This is a genomic window from Acinetobacter sp. LF10, assembly GCF_048585715.1.
Taxonomy (GTDB): Bacteria; Pseudomonadota; Gammaproteobacteria; order Pseudomonadales; family Moraxellaceae; genus Acinetobacter.
This window is the reverse complement of sequence record NZ_CP184160.1, coordinates 3,165,250-3,187,197: the sequence shown is the minus strand read 5'-3', so window position 1 is coordinate 3,187,197 and position 21,948 is coordinate 3,165,250. Positions and strand designations below refer to the sequence as shown.

The window sequence follows — 21,948 nt, the reverse complement described above, 5'->3', positions numbered from 1 at the left end:
TTCTTCCAAAATAAAGGAGAGCGTATGCTCTCCTTGGTACCAATTATTTTACAGCGATTAATTCGACATCAAAAATTAATGTGCTATTTGGTGGAATAGAACCAGGAACACCTTGTTCTCCATAAGCAAGTTGAGAAGGGATATAAAGCGTTGCTTTGCCACCTTCTTTCATTAACTGTAAACCTTCTGTCCAACCGGGAATGACTTGGTTGAGTGGAAATTCGATTGGCTCACCGCGGTCATAAGAACTGTCAAAGACCTTACCATCGGTTAATTGACCTTTGTAGTGAACTTTCACAACAGAGGTTGCAACAGGTTGTTTGCCAGTACCTTCTTTAATAATTTTGTACTGTAAACCGGAAGCCGTTGTTTTTACACCTTCTTTTTTCGCATTCTCAGCTAAAAAACTATTGTTTGTGGTTTCAGCTTTTTTGGTTTCATTAAGTTGTTTTTGTTGAAGTTCCTTTTGGAATTCCATATAAGCAGCTTGTAATTCTTCTTCGGTGTATGCAGCAGGCTTTTTGGCATGCCCATCACGGAAACCTCTGATAAATGCAGCTGTTTCCAATTCAGGTGGTGTTTGTTTTGCAACTTCATAGCCTAAGGCATAACTGATTTTTGCAACAGGGGCTGCATTCTTATCCGCTTTTGATCCAAGTTCAGTCGTCGGGTGCTGAGTAGCATAGTAAACAGGAACAAGGGCTGCGCCACCTAAAACGACTGCTGCAATGACAGGTAAAGCTTTACTCATGAGATGTCCGAAGTAAGATTTTAATAAAAAATATGGTCATGATCTTAGCATGTCTAAGCTTAAGCATTGAATAACTCAGCTAAAAAATGCGTGTATTTTTTATATAGTTTCTGTGTTTATCAATAAAAAGCCAGACTATGAGATCTGGCTTTTTGATATGAGTGTTATGATGGATTTTTAATCATCTTTATTTGCTTTGTAAGCATAGGAATAATTGTACCCATACCCATACCCATACCCAGCACCAGCACGTTGAATATCATTTAAAATGAAGCCATTTACTTTGACATTCGCTTGTTCAAAGCGACTTAAACTTAGTTCAAGCTCTTTCATTTGTGATTTAGCATAGCGTGCTACAAGTAAGTTCACACCCGCATATTGAGAAATGATAATTGCATCGGTTACAGCAAGTACAGGTGGTGTATCAATGATAATATGATCATATTCTTGGCTTAATTGGTTAAGTAATACCGCAAACTGTTCAGATCCTAACATTTCCGATGGATTCGCTGGACTTTTACCCCGTGTAATAATACTTAAGCCATCTACTTCAGTTGTATGAACTACTTGGTTTAGATCAGCTTGATGACTTAAAAATTCAGATAAACCAGGCTTTACATCTAAATTAAAATATTTATGCATATAGCCACGACGCATATCTGCATCAATCAAGAGAACTTTTTTATTGCTTTGCGCAAAGATAGTCGCCAAATTGGTTGAGATAAATGATTTACCAACCTCAGGAGAAGGGCCTGCAATAACAATAACATTGTTTTTTGCACTTACGAGTGCAAAATGAATCGCAGTTCGAATACTACGTAAGCTTTCTATTGCAATATCATCATTATGTTTAACTGCAAGGATAGGAATAGTTTTCTTTTTCTTTAAAATACGGATACGTGTCTCTTGAACGGGAGATCGAGGTACAGTTGCATAAACAGGTAGATTGAATTCATTTTCAATTTGCCCACTATCTTTGATACCCGTACGTAACATATTACGTAACAAAGCAATAAGTGTACCAATGAATCCACCAAAGAAAATAGCAAGAATAAGTACTTGTAATTTCTTTGGCTTAATTGGTTCAACAGGTTCAACCGCAGTATCTACAATACGAACATTACCAATTTCGCCTGCTTTGGCAATTCGAAGTTGTTGATACGAATTCAATAAAGCAGTGTAAAGTTGGGTTTTTACTTCAACTTCACGATACAGTTGCAAGTATTGTCTTTGGATGTCTGGAAGTTGTTTTAATGTACTATTTAAATCACCAATTTGTTTATTAATTGCAGCAATTTGAGCATTAATTTCTCGCATCGCTGGATGTTCAGCAGTGTATTTTGCTGCCAAATCTGCTTGTTGTTGTTGCAACTCTATTTTTTTTGTTTCTAAGTTGATGCTCTGAGTAAGATAAAGCTCAGACTCTTTGGTGACATCAACAGTATTATATTTTTGGCGAAATTTATTAAATTCACGTTCTGCATTATCAAGCTGTTTCTTTAACTCTGGTAGTTGTTCATCTAGAAACTTAAGCGTTTGGGCAGTTTCAGCAGAACGGCGGGCTACATTTTGGGCACTATAAGCTGATAATATTGCATTTAAAACGTTAGTAATATGTTGTTTATCTTGGCCTTGATAACTTAAACCAAGAATTCCAGTCATTTTTCCTCTTTCCGCAACGGTATAATTTGAACTAATAGCATTGACAGCAGCGGGTAAAGATTTCTTATGAATTCGGTATGCACTGGTTAAAGTATCTTTTGTAAAAACACTTACTTTCCATGCGCCATATTTATTCTGAATAGAGTTTGATTGATTAATGATGCCAGTAAATATAACCTGATCATTTTTTGGATCGACTAAGAAAAAGTCCCGATTTTTGAAAGTAAGTGTAAGTCCTTTATCAATAAATTGATTTGGTATTAGAAAATCTCGGACTTCAAACTGCTTGGTATTATCTTTAAAGATGACGGATTGAGGGTTATATTCGGTTGCGTAATGTGGTTTTTTCAATAAACGATGACGTAAAGTATCTTCTGTACTTGAAATATTTAAATCAAGATGAAGTGCTTGAATCACTGATCCTAAAACTAAACGAGATTTTAGAATTTCGATTTCAGACTGAGCGGGTGATTTTTGGTCAATCATTTGTGATAAATCACCCAATAAAGCAGCTGAAGCCCCTTTACTGTCTTCAACTTGAACTAAGGCATCAACTGAATAGGTATCAGGTGTTGCACGAAGGTACAAAAGTGCACATACAAGACTAAGAATAATAAATAAAGCGATTAATTTCCATTGAGCAATAAGAGAGAAAAAAAGCTCTTTCAAGTCAATTGTGTCTTCAGTATTGGTATTTTGGCTCATAATCTTAATCTAAAAGTTAAATATAATTTTTCCAATCAGTGACACACTGTTGAATAAGCTGACATGTCTCATCGAAAAAGGCCTGATCATGCTGATATGGGTCTGGCACATTTTTATTTTGCCAATGGCCTAAGCGGAAAACTTTTCCTTTAGCAAAAGGCCAAGTTTGTTCAATATGAGCTTGCTGATTTTTGCTCATCACGAGAATTAAATCCGCTTTTTTTAAATGTTCAGCATTTAATTTTTTTGCGATATGCCCACTTATATCAATACCTAAATGTTGCATACATAGCTGTGCTTTGTCATCGGCAGGATGACCTGAAAGTCCAGAAATACCAGCTGAATCTATCATTAGCTGAGGGTAATCCTGTTTTAGTAGGTATTCTGCCATAGGACTACGACAAATATTACCAACGCAAACCACTAAAATACTTCGAATCTGCATGATTACTTACCTAGCTGATCAAAGCTATAAAGTGCACTCGAGAACGGTACAATCTGGTTCATAACACGTTGCCAGCGAGTTAAACCTGTTGCATCAATATATACAATATCGTTACTACGTAAACGGAATTGATTTGCCAAACCAAAGTCACCAAGGCTCATTAAATTCAAATGATAAAGTTCAGTTCGTCGATCATTTGCATTAGTGCGTAATACATAAATTCGGCTGGCACTTGCTGATAAAGGATTCAAACCTAAACCTTCACCTAGAGCATCGCTCAAAGTCATGCCCTGATCGCGCATTGGCAGGGCTTGGTTTTTACCAGACTCACCCATAATATATATTTTCTGATTGTCTTTAGTACTTACGTAAATTGTATCGTTTGGTTGAATTAAAAGTTTGTGTAGCGAATAGCCTGCTTTTTCTAATTCAAGTGTATTGAGATTATAAGTAGTACCATTACGTACTAATTGTATATAAGTATTATCACCTAATTCAGATACACCACCAGCCATACCAAGAGCCGTATATAAATTAATAGGTTGGTCATTTAAATAAAATTGACCACCTTTTCTTACACTTCCTTGTACAGAGTAACGTTGCCCTTGATAGTTTAAGACTCTGACAATTACGTCAGGGGTTTTTAAATAATGAGCAAATTGATTTCGTAATTCTGAATTTAATTGACTTAACGTTTTACCAGATGCCTTGTATCGACCGACTAAGGGCAATTGGATGAATCCATTATAATCAATAGGGTATCCATTGGCTTGAATCGATTGATCATTCGACAGATTGTTTACAGGTGGAGTGATTTCAGGGTATGCCCAAAGTTGAATGGATAAAACATCACCAGGACTTAAACGATAAACACGCTGTGGTTGATTAAATAAAAAAGTATAGTTTTGTTGGTAGTTTAACTGGGTTGGTTTTATAGACTCTAAAGTATCTTGTGTAATTTTTATCACACTTACAGTTGTCCCAAGATCAGTCTTATAAACTCCCTCACTTGGAATGTCGTACGTTTGAAGACCAGAAGTGACAGCACATCCAACAGCACTTAAGCTAATTGCAAGGATGGAAAATAATTGATAATGCTTCACAATTTACCCTTGAATATTTATAAAATTTATATCAGCTTAGACACAAACATCTGTGTTTAGACTTAGAATTTTGCTTATTCTAGCTCAAAAAACCTAAAAAATCACCGACAAATCCGTTGGCTTTGTATGCTAAGTTTATCTCATAAAAAGTAACAGATTTGTTAATTATTGATAATATTGCATTTTAGTAAAATTTATGAGTAAATCAGCTTAAAAGAAAAATACGTTATACAATTTCGTTATAGTGTCTAGCAAAACTCTGCTATATTGTGTCCAGAAAAATTGATGGTTTTTATGTCTTTCATTTAAGTTTTTAAATATATTTTAGGGATTAAGGCTAATTTTATGAGACTTGCCGAATTAAAAATAGCAATTATTGGTTTGGGCTATGTGGGTTTACCGTTAGCTGTTGAGTTTGGGAAAAAAAAGGTGCGCGTTGTTGGCTTCGATATTTCGAGCAAACGAATTGAAGAACTAAAAAATGGGCAAGACCATACTCTTGAAGTCTCTCCAAATGAATTACAACAAGCCGCTCAATTATCATTTACTTGCGATTTAGAAAAATTAAAAGAATGTAACTTTTTCATTGTCACTGTTCCAACCCCTATTGATGATTACAAGCAACCGGATTTAACGCCGTTAATTAAAGCATCGACAAGCATTGGGCAAATTCTGAAAAAAGGTGATATCGTCGTTTATGAATCGACGGTTTACCCCGGTGCTACAGAAGAAGTTTGTATTCCTGTTCTAGAAAAGGTATCAGGTTTAGAATTTAATACAGATTTTTTTGCAGGTTACAGCCCAGAGCGGATTAACCCTGGTGATAAGCTTCATAGGGTAACCAATATTTTGAAAATTACCTCAGGCTCTACTCCAGAGGTAGCTGAGTTTATTGATGAAATTTATAATTTAATTATTGAGGCTGGAACGCATAAAGCTTCAACTATTAAAGTGGCTGAAGCTGCTAAGGTAATTGAGAATACTCAACGAGACGTAAATATTGCTTTAATTAATGAACTGGCTTTGATTTTCAACCGAATGGGAATCGATACTGAAGATGTGTTAAAGGCAGCAGGCACAAAATGGAATTTTTTACCGTTTCGCCCAGGTCTAGTTGGTGGTCACTGTATCGGTGTTGATCCATATTATTTAACGCATAAAGCCCAGTCTATTGGCTATCATCCAGAAATTATTTTAGCTGGACGTCGATTAAATGACAGTATGGGGGCTTATGTTGTTACTCAACTTGTTAAGAAAATGATTAAGAAGAAGATCCAAGTTGAAGGAGCAAAAGTTTTATTATTGGGATTAAGTTTTAAAGAAAATTGCCCTGATATTAGAAATACTAAGATTATTGATATTGTGAAAGAGCTTGAAGAATACCACATAGAGGTTGATGTTTATGATCCTTGGGTTGATTCAGCAGAAGCAGAACATGAGTACAATATTCAGCCTATAAATAACCCTAAATCAGCAGAGTATGATGCCATAATTTTAGCTGTTGCCCATGAGCAATTTAAACAAATGGGGGCTGAAGAAATACGAAAGTTCGGTAAAGCTGAGCATGTCTTATATGATCTGAAATATGTACTCACACAGCAAGAATCTGATATTCGTTTATAATTTTTTTGAGAGAGTACGTTATGACTCAATTTGTTCAAGTATGTGAAGAATTAAAAAATAATCCTAAAACATGGTTGATTACGGGTGTTGCTGGTTTTATTGGATCCAACCTTTTAGAAACATTATTGTTATTAAATCAAAAAGTAATTGGTTTAGATAATTTTGCGACTGGGTTTCAACATAATTTAGATGAAGTCCAAAGCTTAGTCTCAGAACAGCAATGGAAGAATTTTACCTTTTTTGAAGGTGATATTCGTTTATTAGAAGATTGTCAAAAAGTATGTGCTACTGTTGACTATGTATTACATCAAGCCGCTTTAGGGTCTGTACCACGATCAATTGCAGATCCTATTATGACAAATAGTGCCAATATTACAGGTTTCTTGAATATGTTGGTTGCGGCTCGAGATGCCAATGTAAAAAGTTTTACATACGCAGCAAGTAGCTCGACTTATGGAGATCATCCTGCGCTACCTAAAGTAGAGGAAAATATTGGTAAGCCTTTATCGCCGTATGCTGTTACCAAGTATGTGAATGAGCTTTATGCAGATGTGTTTGCAAAGACATATGGTTTTCAAACTATAGGCTTACGTTATTTTAATGTCTTCGGTAAACGACAAAATCCGAATGGTGCTTATGCTGCAGTGATTCCGAAATGGACCTCGGCGATGATCCAAAATCAAGATGTTACTATTAATGGTGATGGTGAAACCAGTCGAGATTTTTGTTATATAAAAAATGCAATACAAGCTAATATTTTGGCTGCAACAACTGAAAATGTGGAAGCTAAAAATCAAGTCTATAATGTAGCAGTGGGAGACCGTACCACTCTGAATGATTTGTTTAATGCCATTAAAGCTGCCTTAAATGAAAATGGCGTGGAATATACTAAACAGCCAGTATATCGAGAGTTCCGTGCTGGTGATGTACGACATTCACAGGCTGATATAAGTAAAATAAGAAAATATCTTAGTTATGAATGTCGGTATAGTGTTTTTGATGGTATTGAGAAGGCAATGCCTTGGTATAAATTTTTTTTGATATAAATAGATAGGAACTAAAATGAAGGAAGGATTATCAAAACAGGTACTCATAAATTCTTTATGGTCCCTATTTGGGCGTTTTGGTTATCTTTCTATTAGTTTAATTAGTAATATAATTTTAGCTCGCCTTCTTTCCCCTAAGGAGTTTGGACAATTGGGTATTGTCATGTTCTTTATTATTGTGGGGTCAGTATTAACGGAGGCTGGATTATCTGGAGCATTAATCAGGAAGGAGCATGTTACTGATAATGACTATTCAACAATCTTCATCTTTAATCTTATTGTTTCATTTATAATGATGTTAGTATTGATGTTGTTAGCTGGTTTTATTTCAAACTTTTATAATGATAATGATTTAAAAAATATTTTAATTATTTCTTCGTTAGTTATTCTAATTAACGCATTTAGAATTGTGCAAGATACTAAGTTAATAAGAGAGATGAGATTCCAATCTAAAGTTACTTATGAATTCTTTTCTATATTTTTGTCATCGGGGATAGCTATATTTTATGCATTAAAAGGCGCAGGCATTTGGGCACTTGTATTGTTACAGATATTGACACCTTTATTTCTGGCTATAATTATGTGGTATTTTGTAGGCACATTAAAAACTTATAAATTTAGCACTTCATCGTTCAAAAGTTTTTTTAAATTTGGCATAAATACCACTTTAGCATCATTGCTGAATGTTATCTTCAATAATATTTATCATTTGATTTTAGGTAGGTATTTTTCAATTATTCAAACAGGTTATTTTTATCAAGCTCAGAAACTCCAAGATATTCCTAATTCAGTTTCTCAAGGTGTTATATTAAATGTTATGTATTCAGCATTATCTAAACTAAAAGGAAATATAAAAGAATTTATTGAATTTTACCAAACTACATTTAAATTATTTGCAGTTATAGTTGCATTTGTTTGTATGGTTATTTTTAACTATGCAGAAATTATTATTAGAGTTTTATATGGGGAAAAGTGGCTTTTTTCTGCAATTTATTTAAAATTTTTAATATTTATTTCTTTTTTTTATTTACTTGAAATTTTAAGTAGAAATATATTTAAAGTTTTCGATAGGACAGAGAAAATTCTACAATTAGAAATTTTAAAGAAAACACTGCAAATGGGAACTATAGTATATGGCGTATTAACTGCGAGTATAGTTAACTTATTATATGGTTTTGCATATGTGTGTGTATTTAGTTTTTTAATTAATTATTTTTTTGTTAGAAAAGTTTTAAATATTCCAGATATAAATGATTTAATCGTAATATTTAAGATAAGTTTAATCTGTATTTTTGTAATCTTATTTTTAAATAATGGAATAATTGCATATGGATATTTGCAAGAAGGATCAGCAATTTCTTTTTTAATCATTATTTTTTTATATGCACTTTTACTTAAAGTTTTTAAAATTATTGATTTACGTAATTTTTTAAACATTAAGAAATTTTTAATTTAGGATAGAAATAAAAATGTTAAAATTTTTAATTAATTTATATAGGAAATATTTTTGGAGTGTTCAAAAACTTGCTGTATTCAATGGAGCTACAATAGGTAAAGATTGTGATATTCAAGATATAAGTTTTGGATCGGAGCCATATTTGGTTACTATTGGAAATCATGTGCAGATTACAAGTGGTACAAAAATATTTACACACGGTGGAGCTTGGGTTCTAAGAGGTAAATATCCTAATATAGATGTATTTGGTAAAGTGGTTATTAAAGATAATGTATATATAGGGAACAATTGTCTAATTATGCCAGGCGTCACAATTGGAAAAAATTGTGTAATCGGAGCAGGCTCTGTAATAACTAAATCAATACCAGATAATTTGGTAGTCGCTGGAAATCCTGCAAAAATAATAGCTAGTTTTTCTGAATTTGAACAAAAAATGATACTTAAAAATACTAATTCTAAAGCATTAAATGCTCTAGATAAGAAAAAGTATCTGTTGTCTCTATCTGATGATAAATTTTTAATTAAATAATGATGAATATTTTTTTCTCTATCACTGCACTTTTTGCTTATTTTGTGGCGCCACAAATATATAATAGTGTCTTTATACAATTTATAACTTTGGGTTTCTTGATTCAAGCTATTTATTTTATTTTTAAAAAAAGTAATGGTAATTATGTAAATTTTTATTCTATATTTTATTTTTCTTATTTTTTTGTAAATTTCTTTTATGCTCTAATCTTATATCCAATAGATCCTGATTTTTTTCCTATATTTACCTTAGGTTTTAATGAAAATGTTATTAATAAGTCAACTGCATTAGCTTGGGTAGTATCAAGTTTTATTATATTGGGTGCTAATACTAAATTACTAAATAATAAAATAAAATATAATTATTTTTATAGTCATAAAAAAATAACTCAGATTACAGGTATTTTAGTTATTTTTTTTATTATAGCTGTGGGTAAAGAGTTTTTATCAGGTAATTTTACTGCTCAAAGCGTATTGTCCTTATATATTTTACAGTTAGTAGTTTGTTTTTTTATTGTTTCTTCTGTAGCATTTTTTAAAAATTACAATTATCAACATTCAAAAGTTCTTTATTTTTTTATTGCATTTATTTACGTATTTTTATTTTTGGCTGTAGGAGATAGAGGGCCAGCTCTAAGTCTTTTAATATTGATCCTATCGATGTATTCATTTTATGTTAAAAAAATAAATATTTTAGTAATCTTTCCTATATTATTTCTTGGGTCTTTTTTGATGTATATTATTGGGGTGGGTAGGGTTGCGGATATTTCTACCGGTAGTAATATATTTTTAAGGGGATTAACTGGTCTTAATATGAATTTAGAGGATTTATATTATGTTACTTCTGACTTGTCAAGTAGTTCATTTACTCTTTATTTAGGAAAAGATTATGTTGATGAAAATGGTGTTAATTTTGGTAGTACTTTGATCTCAGATATTATAGCAGTATTTCCCTTCTTTCAAGGTATATTAAATAGTGCTGTGGATTTTGAAATCAAGACCTCTCCTACTTTTTTTACAGAGATTGCATTGGGTAATAATGCATCGTGGGGAGTAGGTACAAATTTAATATCTGATGTGTATATTTCTTTTGGACTAATAGGATGTATTTTTTTATTTTATTTTTTTGGTTTGTTGGTTGAATATTCTAGAAGAAAATTGATTGAGAATAATACTTTTGCATCAAATATTATATATTTTTCATTAACTAGTTATGCATTGTATTTGCCTAGAGCTGGATTGTTTATGCCATTTAAGTTTATAATATGGAGTTTAATTATTTATTATTTTTTAAGAAGCTTTAGTATTATTAAGCCAAAGGTGATTAAGTAGTGATTGCAGCCAAAAAAGTTTTTTTAATAATTCCTACCTTGAAACAAGGTGGTGCCGAAAGAGTGATTTCTGAATTGGCAAACTATTTCTTTGAGCAAAATATTCAAGTGTATGTGGTGCTATTGGCTGATGCAGATGATTTTTATAAATTAAATCCTGGGGTAAATGTTTATAGATTAGGTTTTAAAAATTTTAGTAAATTAGGAAAAATCTTATCTATTTTTATAGTATTTTTTAAATTAAGAAATTTATTAAAACGACATAAACCTGATGCCACCTTAAGTTTTATGGATAAATATAATATTTTTACTATTCTTTCTAGTGCTTTTTTAGAACTTAGGATTTTTGTTTCAGATAGATCTAATCCATTATTAAATTTACCTTTTATATTTAGGTTTTTTAAAAAAATAACATATAAATATGCTACGGGAATAATAGCACAAACTTCTTTATCTAAACTCTCTTTGGAAAGTTTAACAGGTAGTAAAAATATAAAAGTAATTCCCAACCCACTAAAAGAAGTGCAACTTTATCCATATATACCACGCCAAAATATTATTCTTAACATTGGTCGATTGGTACCTGAAAAAGGGCAAAAATATCTTATAGACGCCTTTTACCAAGCGAATATTAAGGACTGGACTTTAATTATCTTGGGTGATGGTCCATTGCGTAAGGATTTAGAAAATCAAATAGAAGCTCTTGATTTAAATGATCGAGTAATCCTAATGGGCGCAGTAAATAATATAGATGAGTGGTTAGCAAAATCTTCATTATTTGTTTTCAGTTCCATTTCTGAGGGTTTTCCTAATGCGCTTGTTGAAGCTATGGCTGCAGGATTACCTTGTGTTAGTTTTGATTGTGATGCTGGTCCAAGAGACATTATTGTGAATGGTGTAAATGGTTTTTTGATAAAAGTAGGAGATGTTGATGCTCTTTCTGATACAATGTCAAAGTTAGTTTCTGATAATACAATGAGTCAAATGATTGCTCATAATGCAATGATGGTCAGGAGTAAATATAACTTGCAATCAGTTGGTGATATTTATTTAAAATTTTTAATCAATTTAGAGTCATGAGAAAGTAGATTATAATATCTGAAAAATGTTGGATATTTTCAATCTATTTAAATTAAGTTGGTGTAAATATAGTTATGAATGATAATTTGATTCTTATAAACGCATCTAATTTGCATAATGGTGGTGGAGTTCAAGTAGCTATATCTTTTTTATTCGAATTATCTAAATTTAATAAAGAGTTTAAAAATATTCATATTTGGGTTTCTAGTGAAGTACATCAAGGTCTTATATATCTCCAAGTAGACATAAATATATTTGGGGATTATGTTGTTGCTAATACTTATGGAATAAGATCTTATTTTTCTGATTTGAATAGCAAAATAGCTAACTATAAGTTAGTTTTTACAGTTTTTGGTCCAAATTATTTTAGATGTCAAGCAAAAAAAGAAATTGTTGGTTTTGCACAATCTTGGATTACCAATTTTGATAATCCTATTTCTAGAAAAATGCCATTCTTTAGTAGAAATATTCTTAAAATAAAATTTTATCTTCAATGGCTTTTTTTCTTAAGAGCTGACCATTATATAGTTGAATTAGAACATGTAAAAAGATCCCTTAATAAATATAAAGGTATTAATAATAATAAAATTTCAGTTGTTTACAACTCTATATCATCTTTATATCTTGATAAAAATAAATGGTCATCAATTTTTATACCTAGAGAAAGTAACAATTCTGAAATATTATTAGGTATTGTTACAAGAGATTATCCTCATAAAAATCTTGATATTCTACCATATGTGGCTAAATTATTGGATAAGAAATATAATTTGAGAGTCCGTTTTTATGTAACTCTGAATGAATCGGAATGGTCTGTAAAAAACTCTTTTTTTAAACAATATGTATCTACTGTTGGTTCTTTGACACCTGATCAATGCCCCTCATTCTACCAACAAATGGATGGAGTTATTTTCCCAAGTTTATTGGAGTGTTTTTCCGTTACGCCACTAGAAGCCATGGTGATGGGTAAACCTTTATTTGCTTCAGATAGGAGCTTTATCCGTGATATTTGCTCTGATTATGCGATTTATTTTAATCCTGAAGATTATCATGATATAGCATTCAAAATATTTGATTATTTTAGTGATTATAGCAAAAATATTTTTAATCTTGATGAAGCAAAAATACATGCTCTAAGTTTTTCTTCTGCAGCAGACCGTGCATCCAAGTATTTAAAAATTATTCAACAGAATATTGAGGTTTGACAAATGTTATTTCAAGGTAAAACATTATTAATCACAGGTGGTACTGGATCATTCGGTAATGCAGTTTTAAAGCGTTTTTTAGAAACTGATATAAAAGAAATTCGAATCTTTAGCCGAGATGAAAAAAAGCAAGATGATATGCGTAAGAAATACCAGTCATCTAAGCTTAAATTCTATATTGGCGATGTACGAGATTATAACAGTATTTTAAATGCTACTCGTGGTGTGGACTATATTTATCATGCTGCTGCGTTAAAGCAAGTCCCTTCTTGTGAATTCCATCCAATGGAAGCTGTTAAAACAAACGTAATTGGTACAGAAAATGTACTTGAAGCGGCGATTCAAAATCATGTTAAAAGAATTGTCTGCTTGAGTACTGATAAAGCAGTTTATCCAATCAATGCAATGGGCATTTCCAAAGCAATGATGGAAAAAGTTATCGTAGCTAAGTCTCGTAATTTAGAGGGTTTAGATACAGTTATTAGCTGTACTCGATATGGAAATGTAATGGCATCACGTGGTTCTGTGATTCCTTTATTTGTTGATCAAATTCGTCAAAATAAACCGTTAACAATCACTGACCCGAACATGACTCGTTTTATGATGACGTTAGAGGATGCTGTCGATTTAGTCTTATATGCTTTCGAGCATGGTGAAAATGGTGATATTTTTGTTCAAAAAGCACCAGCAGCAACGATTGAGGTTTTAGCAAAAGCTTTACGAGAACTATTAAATGTTGAAGAGTATCCGATTTCTATTATGGGAACTCGTCATGGTGAGAAAGCATTTGAAGCTTTGTTGAGCCGTGAGGAAATGGCTGTGGCAATTGATCAAGGTGAGTATTTCCGTGTACCAGCAGATCAACGTGATCTTAATTATGAAAAATATGTTGAGAATGGTGATTTAAAAATTACTGAACTCGAAGATTATAATTCGCATAATACCGAGCGATTAGATGTAGAAGGCATGAAGAAACTGCTACTCAAGTTAGAGTTTATTCGTGCACTGACACAAGGGCAATATGTAGATCCAGAGGCTTAATATGAAGGTTTTGGTAACAGGTTCAAATGGTTTTATTGCTAAAAATTTGATTCAGTTTTTATCTGAAAGAACCGAAGTTGAAGTTTTAAAAATTCATCGGGAATCATCTGAGCAAGAACTAAAAGACTCTATTTTAGCTGCTGATTGGATTGTTCATTTAGCAGGCGTTAATCGCCCATTAAATGAAAGTGAATTTATTGATGGTAATGTTACGCTCACAGAGACAATAGCCCAAATACTCAGAGCAGAACACAAATTAACACCGATTATCTTATCGTCATCTATTCAAGCTGATCGGGATAACGCTTATGGGAAAAGTAAGCTTGGTGGTGAGCAAGCTCTTGAGAAATTGCATGCAGAACAAGGAAATCCAGTTTACATTTGCCGTTTAGCCAACGTCTTTGGTAAGTGGTCGCGTCCAAACTATAATTCTGCTGTTGCAACATTTTGCCATAATGTCGCAAATGATTTGCCACTTCAAATCAATGATGCAAATGCTCTTATTCGATTAGTCTATGTTGATGATGTTGTTGAAACCTTTTGGAACATGATCAATGGTTCAGTTACCGTTGACCAAACTTTCCAAATCCAGCCTGAGTATCAAATTACTGTAGGTGATTTAGCTGAAACTTTAAATGGTTTTAAAGCATCGAGAGATACGTTAATTACTGATCGAGTCGGAACAGGTTTAACGCGAGCTTTATATTCAACTTACTTAAGCTTTTTAAGACCTACACAGTTTGATTACAGTGTGCCTAAATATGGCGATGCTCGTGGTGTTTTTGTTGAAATGTTAAAGACACCTGATGCTGGTCAGTTCTCATATTTTACTGCACATCCAGGCATTACTCGCGGTGGGCATTATCATCATACCAAGACTGAAAAATTCCTTGTGATTAAAGGAAAAGCTTTATTTAAATTTAAGCATGTGGTTTCAGGTGAGTTTTACCAACTCGAAACACATGGCGATGAGCCAAGGATTGTTGAGACAGTACCTGGGTGGACACATGACATTACCAATATTGGTGATGATGAAATGGTCGTGATGCTATGGGCAAATGAGATTTTTGATCGTAGTAAGCCTGATACTTATGCAATGCCAATAACAGATTAAGAGTTGAATTGTTGTGAAAAAATTAAAGTTAATGACCGTCGTAGGTACGCGTCCTGAAATTATTCGTTTGTCTCGAGTGATGGCCGCATGTGATCAATATTTTGATCATGTTTTGGTACATACAGGTCAAAATTATGATTATGAATTGAATGAAATCTTCTTTACAGATTTAGGGATCCGCAAACCTGATCACTTTTTAAATGCTGCAGGTGGAACAGGTGCCGAAACAATTGGTAATGTGATTATTACCGTTGATAAGATTTTGGACGAAGTACAACCAGAAGCATTGCTGGTTCTTGGCGATACTAATAGTTGTATGGCTGTACTGCCTGCCAAACGTCGTAAAATTCCCACATTCCATATGGAAGCAGGTAATCGCTGTTTTGATATGCGTGTTCCAGAAGAAATCAATCGTCGAATTGTAGATCATACTGCTGATATCAACTTGACTTATAGTACGATTGCTCGAGATTACTTGTTGGCTGAAGGGTTGCCTGCTGATTTAGTCATCAAAACAGGTAGTCCGATGTTTGAAGTACTGAATCATTATAAGGCGAAGATTGAAGCATCAGATGTTCTTGAACGATTAGGTTTGAACGAACAGCAGTATTTTATTGTGAGTGCGCATCGCGAAGAAAATATTAACTCTGATCAGAATTTCTTAGATCTTGTGGAAATGTTAAATGCAGTCGCTGAAAAGTATGAATTCCCTGTCATCGTTTCTACGCATCCAAGAACACGTAAGCGTATTGAACAACTTAATATTGAGTTTCATCCATTGGTTCAATTATTAAAGCCGCTTGGTTTCAGTGACTATAATAAACTTCAGCTTTCAGCTAAAGCAGCTTTATCTGATAGTGGTACAATCAATGAAGAATCTTCGATTTTGAATTTCCCTGCATTGAATTTACGTCAAGCACATGAGCGTCCAGAAGGCATGGAAGAAGCCGCTGTGATGATGGTGGGATTAAAAGATGAACGGATTCTACAAGGTTTAGAGATTTTAGAATCTCAAGCACGTGGAGATGAGCGTTTATTACGCTTGGTTGCAGACTATAGTATGCCAAATGTAAGTGATAAGGTCGTTCGTATCATCATTAGCTATACCGATTATGTTAATCGCGTGGTATGGAAAAAATATTAAGTAATGAAAATTCTTCTTTTAACGCAATGGTTTGATCCTGAACCTACTTTTAAAGGTTTAGCATTTGCTAGGGAGCTACAACGACAAGGTCATCAAGTACAAGTTCTAACAGGGTTTCCAAACTATCCTGGAGGAAAAATTTATGATGGTTATAAATTGAAATTGTACCAACGTGAACAAATTGATGGAATTGCGGTTTTACGAGTTGCATTATTTCCTGATCATGGTAGCTCTGCGTTAAAAAGGATTTTAAATTATATTAGTTTTGCTTTTATGGCATTGCTTTTCGGTATTTTTGCAACTAAAAAAGCGGATGTTATTTATGCTTATCATCCGCCGTTAACAGTTGGCTTAGCTGCAATTTTCATTAAATTATTTAGAAGAATCCCTATTGTATATGATATTCAGGATATGTGGCCTGATACGCTTAAAGCAACGGGAATGCTCAACAATCAGAAAATATTGAATATTGTGGGCCGCGTATGCCATTTAGTTTACTCTTATGTTGACCATATCGTGGTTTTATGCCCCGGATTTAAAAAGTTATTAATTGAAAGAGGCGTATCAGAAGATAAAGTCAGTGTAATTTACAATTGGTGTGATGAAAACAGTTTGACACAAGCAGAACCAATCAAAGTTGATTATCAGAATTTATTGAAGGATCGTTTCAATATTATATTCGCTGGCAATATGGGTAAAGCCCAATCATTAGATACGATTTTGGATGTTGCAAAAGAATTAAAATTAGAATCAAAAATACAATTTGTTTTTGTGGGTGCGGGAACTGAAACCGATCGACTTAAACAAAGGGTAATTCATGAAAGTATTGAAAATATAGTTTTCATTCCTCGATTGCCAATGTCTGAAGTTGGTGGCGTCTTGGATTATGCAGATGTGCTATTGGTTCATCTTAAGCGCGATCCACTTTTTGAAATTACAGTACCATCTAAAACGCAAGCCTATATGGCAATAGGCAAGCCACTATTAATGGCTGTATCTGGAGATGCAGCAGATCTTGTACAAGAAGCTCAATGTGGTCGTGTAGCAAGATCTGAGGATGTTGATAATATTAAAACTGCTATTCTGGAAATATATCATTTACCTCCTGATGCACAACATCAATTAGGTTTGAATGCTAAGCAGTTTTATGATGAAAAATTATCTTTAAGTTATGGTACACAACAATTTATTGAAATTTTCAAAAGGGTGAAAGATGCTTAAACGTTTACTTGATATTGTGATTGCATCAATTGCATTGGTAATTCTATCGCCTTTATATATTTTTGTAGCTTATAAAGTGAAAAAAAATCTAGGATCTCCAGTTCTTTTCCGTCAGGTACGTCCAGGGTTAAATGGGATACCTTTTGAAATGATTAAATTTAGGACGATGAAAGATGCAGTTGATATACAAGGGAATCCATTACCTGATCACGAACGTTTAACCCCTTTTGGAAAAATGTTACGTTCAACAAGTCTGGATGAAATGCCTGAGTTATGGAATGTTATCAAAGGTGATATGAGTATTGTAGGGCCTCGTCCATTACTCATGGAATATTTACCACTTTATAATAATGAACAAGCGAAACGACATAACGTTCGTCCTGGTATGACTGGTCATGCCCAAGTTAATGGTCGTAATGCAATTGGCTGGGATGAGAAATTCAAACTTGATACTTGGTATGTAGAAAATCAATCAGTTTGGTTAGACTTCAAAATTATGCTTAAAACCGTCAAAAAGGTGATTGCTAAGGATGATATTAATGAAGCTGGTGAAGCAACAATGACAAAATTTACTGGTTCGAACTTGGAAAGAAGTGATGAACAGTAGTATTTTCGCAATTTATGGTGCCTCTGGTTGCGGTCGTAGCTTGATGCCTATAGCTCGGCAACATTTGCAACGTTTAGGTATTCAAGCAGATCTTTATTTTATCGATGATAGTTTACAAGATGCTCAATTAGTTAATGGTCATTTGGCTGTAAACTATCAAGCTTTCAAGGCATTACCTTTCTCCAATAAATATGTACTTATTGCGATTGCAAATAGCCATATAAGAGAAAAAATTGCAAATCAGCTATCTATTGATAACATTAAATTATGGTCAGTTCATGCTGATAATACTGTATTTATGGATCAGGTTAAAATTGGAGATGGTGCTGCATTAAGCCCTTTTGTTACGATTGCATCAAATATTAAAATTGGAAAATGCTTTCATGCAAATCTGTATAGCTATGTTGAACATGATTGCATTATTGGTGACTTCGTAACTTTTGCACCTAGTGTAAAATGTAATGGTAATGTTCACATTGAAGATCATGCTTATATTGGTGCTGGCGCTATCATTAAGCAAGGTATACCAAATAAACCTCTAGTGATTGGAAAAGGTGCGGTGGTCGGTATGGGGGCAGTCGTTACAAAGAGTATTCCAGCTGGTGTCACAGTGGTTGGAAATCCTGCACGAATTTTAGAGAAAAAATAGATTTTATCAGCAATATAAAGGGATGAGAGTATGTTAAACACAGCATTTGAACCATGGCCAAGCTTTACAGAGAAAGAAGCAGATGCAGTTAAAAATATATTGCTTTCGAATAAAGTAAATTATTGGACAGGACAAGAATGCCGTGAATTTGAAAAGGAATTTGCATCGTTTTCTGGTACAAAATATGCCGTTGCTCTAGCAAACGGGACTGTTGCACTTGATGTTGCACTGAAAGCATTACAAATTGGTGTTGGTGATGATGTGATTGTAACTTCACGTACTTTCTTAGCTTCAGCAAGTTCGATTGTTACAGCCGGAGCGAATCCAATTTTTGCTGATGTTGAGTTAGATTCACAAAATATTTCAAGACAAACGATAGAAGCTGTATTAACACCAAATACGAAGGCAATCATTTGTGTTCATTTGGCTGGTTGGATGTGTGATATGGATCCAATTATGCAATTAGCAGTTGAAAAGGGTCTATATGTTATTGAAGATTGTGCTCAAGCGCATGGTGCTAAATATAAAGGTAAGCCTGCGGGTTCTATCGGTCACATTGCTGCGTGGTCATTTTGCCAAGATAAAATTATGACTACAGGTGGCGAAGGTGGAATGGTTACCACTAACGATGAGAGCCTGTGGAAAAAAATGTGGTCTTATAAAGATCATGGCAAAAGCTACGATAGTGTCTACAATAAACAACATCCACCAGGATTCCGTTGGTTACACGATTCTTTTGGAACAAACTGGCGTATGATGGAAATGCAAGCTGTTATTGGTCGCATTCAACTCACTTATATGCCAGATTGGACGAAAAATAGGATTGAAAATGCAGATAAAATATTAAAAGCATTTGATCATTCTAATTATTTTACTGTAAATCGACCAACAGATGATTATCTACATGCACAATATAAATGTTATGTGCAAGTTAATATAAATGTGTTACCAAGTGGCTGGTCTCGTGATCGGATTATGCAATTTATCAATGCAGAAGGCATACCATGTTATAGTGGTTCATGTTCTGAAGTGTATTTAGAGCATGCTTTTGATAATACGAATTGGCGACCAGAAGAACGTTTAAAAAATGCCCAGCAGCTTGGTGAAACTAGCCTTATGTTTTTAGTACATCCAACACTGAGCGAAGATAATATTAAGAAAACTGTTGATGTGATTGAAAAACTAAAGAAAGTTTTAGATCATTGATGAGAGAATAGGCGATAGAGCTTAAAGCAGGTAATCATAAATTAGCTTTTTGCTTTATCGTTGTATTATTAATGCAAGATCGTCATTTCAGCTTGTGGAAGAATTGCGTATAACGTGCGCATGCTTAGTGGGATAATTAGAAGATTATTGTGAAAAAGATTATTTATCAGCTTGCATCAGCACCAAGGCTAGCAAAACAGGCTCTATTGGTATTTTTAGACTTATTCGCATTTCCTGTGATTTTATGGTTGTGTTATGTCATTCGCTTATTTGATTTAGGGGCAGAAGTTGTACCTGGACTTAACCACGGTGTAATTTTAATCACATTTTTTTCAATTATTAGCTTATTGTTGACAGGCGTTTATCATTTTATTGTTCGAACATTTGATGAAGTTTTTATTGTCAAACTGGCATTTGCTGTATGCAGTATGATGATAATACTGTATGGATTTAATGCATTTAGTCATGCATATATCCCGATGTCGATTCCATTTATGTTCGGCTTTATGATGTTTGCATGGATATGGTGCAGTCGAGCATTTATTCGTTTTATTGTGAAAGCGACCTTGCACACTCATGGTGGTTGTAAAAGGGTTGCAATCTATGGTGCAGGTGATGCTGGTCAGCAAATCGCAGCAGCTTTACATCGCTCAGATGACCATACACCAGTTTTCTTTATTGATGATAAAGTTTCATTACAAGATCAAATTGTAGGTGGCTTAAAGGTTTATTCCACTGCGAAAGCACTACGGAATTTTAAAAAATATAAGATAGATGAAATCTTACTTGCTTTACCTTCTGTGGGGCGTGTACGTAAAAGTGAAATTATTCAACAACTAGAACCAGCATTTGTGAAAGTCACAGAACTGCCAGGGCTAACTAAACTTGTTGATGGTGATATTCGAGTTTCAGATATCCGTGAGGTTGATATTATCGACCTTTTAGGACGAGATCCTGTTCCACCTATTGCTCATTTATTGGCTAAAAATATTCAAAATAAAATTGTTATGGTGACAGGTGCTGGAGGATCGATTGGTTCAGAGCTTTGTCGACAAATCATAAAAAATCAACCTAAAATGCTGGTTTTATATGAATTAACTGAGTTCGCCTTATATGATATTGATAAAGAGTTAAGGCAAACTGCCAGTTGCGACATTGTTCCCATTTTAGGGACTGTACAAGATCAACAAAAATTAGAACGTATCATCGAACAATATCATGTGCAGACAGTCTATCATGCCGCCGCTTATAAACATGTACCTTTAGTAGAATGCAACCCAATTGCTGGATTAAAAAATAATGCAATTGGAACCGCAAATAGTTTAAATGCCGCTGTAAAAAAAGGCGTGGAAACCTTTGTATTGATTTCAACGGATAAAGCAGTTAGACCGACTAATGTCATGGGTGCATCGAAACGGATGGCTGAATTGTATTGCCAAGCCGTGGCTGAGACGAAACCAAATACGCAGATTAGCATTGTGCGTTTCGGAAATGTATTGGGTTCATCTGGGTCGGTTGTACCTTTATTTAGACAGCAGATTGCAAAAGGTGGTCCAATTACGGTGACTCATCCTGATGTAACGCGCTATTTTATGACGATTCCTGAAGCCTCTCAGTTAGTCATCCAAGCTGGGGCATTAGGTTCAGGTGGTGATGTGTTCTTACTCGATATGGGTGAACCTGTTAGAATTCAGGATTTAGCACGACAAATGATCGCTTTAAGTGGTTTAAAAGTTCGAGAAGCAAACACAATGGATGGTGATATTGAAATCGCTTATAGTGGTTTACGTCCGGGAGAAAAACTTTACGAGGAACTTCTCATCGATCAAGATAACACAGGTTATACAGAGCATACTCGTATTTTACGTTCTTTTGAAAAGCATTATCCGTTACAAGAGATTCAATTGGTATTCAGTAAAATCAATCAAATGACAGCAGTGGATCATGATGTAGATTGGGCTTTAAGTCAGTTAGAATATTATGTTGATGGCTATAAACGTAGCGGCGAAGTACGAGTTAATTAAGAGAGTA

The 21,948-nt window shown here is 33.8% G+C and carries 19 protein-coding genes; 15 read left to right on the top strand and 4 right to left on the bottom strand.

What is annotated here, in order from left to right:
- Positions 1 to 43: 43 nt before the first annotated feature.
- The 4 genes from ACN19N_RS15310 to ACN19N_RS15295 form a co-directional block, all read right to left on the bottom strand.
- Positions 44 to 751 carry an FKBP-type peptidyl-prolyl cis-trans isomerase gene (locus ACN19N_RS15310; RefSeq protein WP_420001703.1) on the bottom strand — a complete coding sequence of 236 codons (708 nt, stop codon included), beginning with the start codon at positions 749 to 751 and terminating at the stop codon, positions 44 to 46.
- Positions 752 to 928: 177 nt separating this feature from the next.
- A complete protein-coding gene (locus ACN19N_RS15305; RefSeq protein WP_420001702.1) occupies positions 929 to 3,118 on the bottom strand; it encodes a polysaccharide biosynthesis tyrosine autokinase in 2,190 nt (729 codons plus the stop codon).
- Between the two features lie 16 nt (positions 3,119 to 3,134).
- A complete protein-coding gene (locus ACN19N_RS15300; protein WP_005163585.1) occupies positions 3,135 to 3,563 on the bottom strand; it encodes a low molecular weight protein-tyrosine-phosphatase in 429 nt (142 codons plus the stop codon).
- Between the two features lie 2 nt (positions 3,564 to 3,565).
- On the bottom strand, positions 3,566 to 4,666 hold the full coding sequence (locus tag ACN19N_RS15295; protein ID WP_420001701.1) for a polysaccharide biosynthesis/export family protein: 1,101 nt from the start codon (positions 4,664 to 4,666) through the stop codon (positions 3,566 to 3,568).
- Between the two features lie 345 nt (positions 4,667 to 5,011).
- Between ACN19N_RS15295 and tviB the strand changes: the two genes are divergently transcribed.
- The 15 genes from tviB to ACN19N_RS15220 all read left to right on the top strand — a co-directional run bounded on the left by tviB (position 5,012) and on the right by ACN19N_RS15220 (position 21,941).
- Complete coding sequence (gene tviB, locus ACN19N_RS15290; protein ID WP_420001700.1) at positions 5,012 to 6,289, top strand: Vi polysaccharide biosynthesis UDP-N-acetylglucosamine C-6 dehydrogenase TviB; 1,278 nt, start codon at positions 5,012 to 5,014, stop codon at positions 6,287 to 6,289.
- A 20-nt stretch (positions 6,290 to 6,309) separates the two neighbouring features.
- Positions 6,310 to 7,335: an NAD-dependent epimerase/dehydratase family protein gene (locus ACN19N_RS15285; RefSeq protein WP_420001699.1), complete on the top strand. Its 1,026-nt coding sequence runs from the start codon at positions 6,310 to 6,312 to the stop codon at positions 7,333 to 7,335.
- A gap of 16 nt (positions 7,336 to 7,351) precedes the next feature.
- Positions 7,352 to 8,791, top strand: coding sequence for a lipopolysaccharide biosynthesis protein (locus ACN19N_RS15280; RefSeq protein ID WP_420001698.1), 1,440 nt, complete (start codon positions 7,352 to 7,354; stop codon positions 8,789 to 8,791).
- A gap of 13 nt (positions 8,792 to 8,804) precedes the next feature.
- Positions 8,805 to 9,320 (top strand): acyltransferase, encoded by a 516-nt coding sequence (locus tag ACN19N_RS15275; RefSeq protein ID WP_420001697.1) that lies wholly within the window; start codon positions 8,805 to 8,807, stop codon positions 9,318 to 9,320.
- Positions 9,320 to 10,651: an O-antigen polymerase gene (locus ACN19N_RS15270; protein WP_420001696.1), complete on the top strand. Its 1,332-nt coding sequence runs from the start codon at positions 9,320 to 9,322 to the stop codon at positions 10,649 to 10,651. The genes ACN19N_RS15275 and ACN19N_RS15270 overlap by 1 nt, the downstream gene beginning before the upstream one ends.
- On the top strand, positions 10,651 to 11,730 hold the full coding sequence (locus ACN19N_RS15265) for a glycosyltransferase family 4 protein (protein ID WP_420001695.1): 1,080 nt from the start codon (positions 10,651 to 10,653) through the stop codon (positions 11,728 to 11,730). Before ACN19N_RS15270 ends, ACN19N_RS15265 begins: the two co-directional genes overlap by 1 nt.
- A gap of 74 nt (positions 11,731 to 11,804) precedes the next feature.
- Positions 11,805 to 12,935, top strand: coding sequence for a glycosyltransferase (locus ACN19N_RS15260; RefSeq protein WP_420001694.1), 1,131 nt, complete (start codon positions 11,805 to 11,807; stop codon positions 12,933 to 12,935).
- Positions 12,936 to 12,938: 3 nt separating this feature from the next.
- Entirely contained in the window at positions 12,939 to 13,976 is a 1,038-nt protein-coding gene (locus ACN19N_RS15255) for a polysaccharide biosynthesis protein (protein ID WP_420001693.1), read from the top strand.
- Position 13,977: 1 nt separating this feature from the next.
- Positions 13,978 to 15,090, top strand: a complete 1,113-nt coding sequence (gene wbjC, locus ACN19N_RS15250) for a UDP-2-acetamido-2,6-beta-L-arabino-hexul-4-ose reductase (protein ID WP_420001692.1) — start codon at positions 13,978 to 13,980, stop codon at positions 15,088 to 15,090.
- Between the two features lie 13 nt (positions 15,091 to 15,103).
- Positions 15,104 to 16,234 carry a non-hydrolyzing UDP-N-acetylglucosamine 2-epimerase gene (gene wecB / locus ACN19N_RS15245; RefSeq protein WP_420001691.1) on the top strand — a complete coding sequence of 377 codons (1,131 nt, stop codon included), beginning with the start codon at positions 15,104 to 15,106 and terminating at the stop codon, positions 16,232 to 16,234.
- Positions 16,235 to 16,237: 3 nt separating this feature from the next.
- Positions 16,238 to 17,455, top strand: a complete 1,218-nt coding sequence (locus ACN19N_RS15240; RefSeq protein WP_420001690.1) for a glycosyltransferase family 4 protein — start codon at positions 16,238 to 16,240, stop codon at positions 17,453 to 17,455.
- Positions 17,448 to 18,062, top strand: coding sequence for a sugar transferase (locus ACN19N_RS15235; protein WP_420001689.1), 615 nt, complete (start codon positions 17,448 to 17,450; stop codon positions 18,060 to 18,062). The genes ACN19N_RS15240 and ACN19N_RS15235 overlap by 8 nt, the downstream gene beginning before the upstream one ends.
- Positions 18,052 to 18,711, top strand: coding sequence for a NeuD/PglB/VioB family sugar acetyltransferase (locus ACN19N_RS15230; RefSeq protein WP_420001688.1), 660 nt, complete (start codon positions 18,052 to 18,054; stop codon positions 18,709 to 18,711). Before ACN19N_RS15235 ends, ACN19N_RS15230 begins: the two co-directional genes overlap by 11 nt.
- Before the next feature lie 30 nt (positions 18,712 to 18,741).
- Complete coding sequence (locus ACN19N_RS15225; protein WP_420001687.1) at positions 18,742 to 19,917, top strand: DegT/DnrJ/EryC1/StrS family aminotransferase; 1,176 nt, start codon at positions 18,742 to 18,744, stop codon at positions 19,915 to 19,917.
- 149 nt (positions 19,918 to 20,066) lie between these two features.
- Positions 20,067 to 21,941: a polysaccharide biosynthesis protein gene (locus tag ACN19N_RS15220; protein ID WP_420001686.1), complete on the top strand. Its 1,875-nt coding sequence runs from the start codon at positions 20,067 to 20,069 to the stop codon at positions 21,939 to 21,941.
- The last annotated feature ends 7 nt before the right edge of the window (positions 21,942 to 21,948 follow it).

What these genes read in the sequence shown, in the direction of transcription:
- ACN19N_RS15235 (WP_420001689.1), top strand. Translation starts at nt 17,448, where the DNA reads ATGCTTAAACGTTTACTTGATATTGTGATTGCATCAATTGCATTGGTA.
- ACN19N_RS15305 (WP_420001702.1), bottom strand. Translation starts at nt 3,118, where the DNA reads ATGAGCCAAAATACCAATACTGAAGACACAATTGACTTGAAAGAGCTT.
- ACN19N_RS15275 (WP_420001697.1), top strand. Translation starts at nt 8,805, where the DNA reads ATGTTAAAATTTTTAATTAATTTATATAGGAAATATTTTTGGAGTGTT.
- ACN19N_RS15230 (WP_420001688.1), top strand. Translation starts at nt 18,052, where the DNA reads ATGAACAGTAGTATTTTCGCAATTTATGGTGCCTCTGGTTGCGGTCGT.
- wbjC (WP_420001692.1), top strand. Translation starts at nt 13,978, where the DNA reads ATGAAGGTTTTGGTAACAGGTTCAAATGGTTTTATTGCTAAAAATTTG.
- ACN19N_RS15240 (WP_420001690.1), top strand. Translation starts at nt 16,238, where the DNA reads ATGAAAATTCTTCTTTTAACGCAATGGTTTGATCCTGAACCTACTTTT.
- ACN19N_RS15310 (WP_420001703.1), bottom strand. Translation starts at nt 751, where the DNA reads ATGAGTAAAGCTTTACCTGTCATTGCAGCAGTCGTTTTAGGTGGCGCA.
- ACN19N_RS15255 (WP_420001693.1), top strand. Translation starts at nt 12,939, where the DNA reads ATGTTATTTCAAGGTAAAACATTATTAATCACAGGTGGTACTGGATCA.
- ACN19N_RS15280 (WP_420001698.1), top strand. Translation starts at nt 7,352, where the DNA reads ATGAAGGAAGGATTATCAAAACAGGTACTCATAAATTCTTTATGGTCC.
- ACN19N_RS15300 (WP_005163585.1), bottom strand. Translation starts at nt 3,563, where the DNA reads ATGCAGATTCGAAGTATTTTAGTGGTTTGCGTTGGTAATATTTGTCGT.
- ACN19N_RS15225 (WP_420001687.1), top strand. Translation starts at nt 18,742, where the DNA reads ATGTTAAACACAGCATTTGAACCATGGCCAAGCTTTACAGAGAAAGAA.
- ACN19N_RS15270 (WP_420001696.1), top strand. Translation starts at nt 9,320, where the DNA reads ATGATGAATATTTTTTTCTCTATCACTGCACTTTTTGCTTATTTTGTG.
- ACN19N_RS15260 (WP_420001694.1), top strand. Translation starts at nt 11,805, where the DNA reads ATGAATGATAATTTGATTCTTATAAACGCATCTAATTTGCATAATGGT.
- ACN19N_RS15285 (WP_420001699.1), top strand. Translation starts at nt 6,310, where the DNA reads ATGACTCAATTTGTTCAAGTATGTGAAGAATTAAAAAATAATCCTAAA.
- tviB (WP_420001700.1), top strand. Translation starts at nt 5,012, where the DNA reads ATGAGACTTGCCGAATTAAAAATAGCAATTATTGGTTTGGGCTATGTG.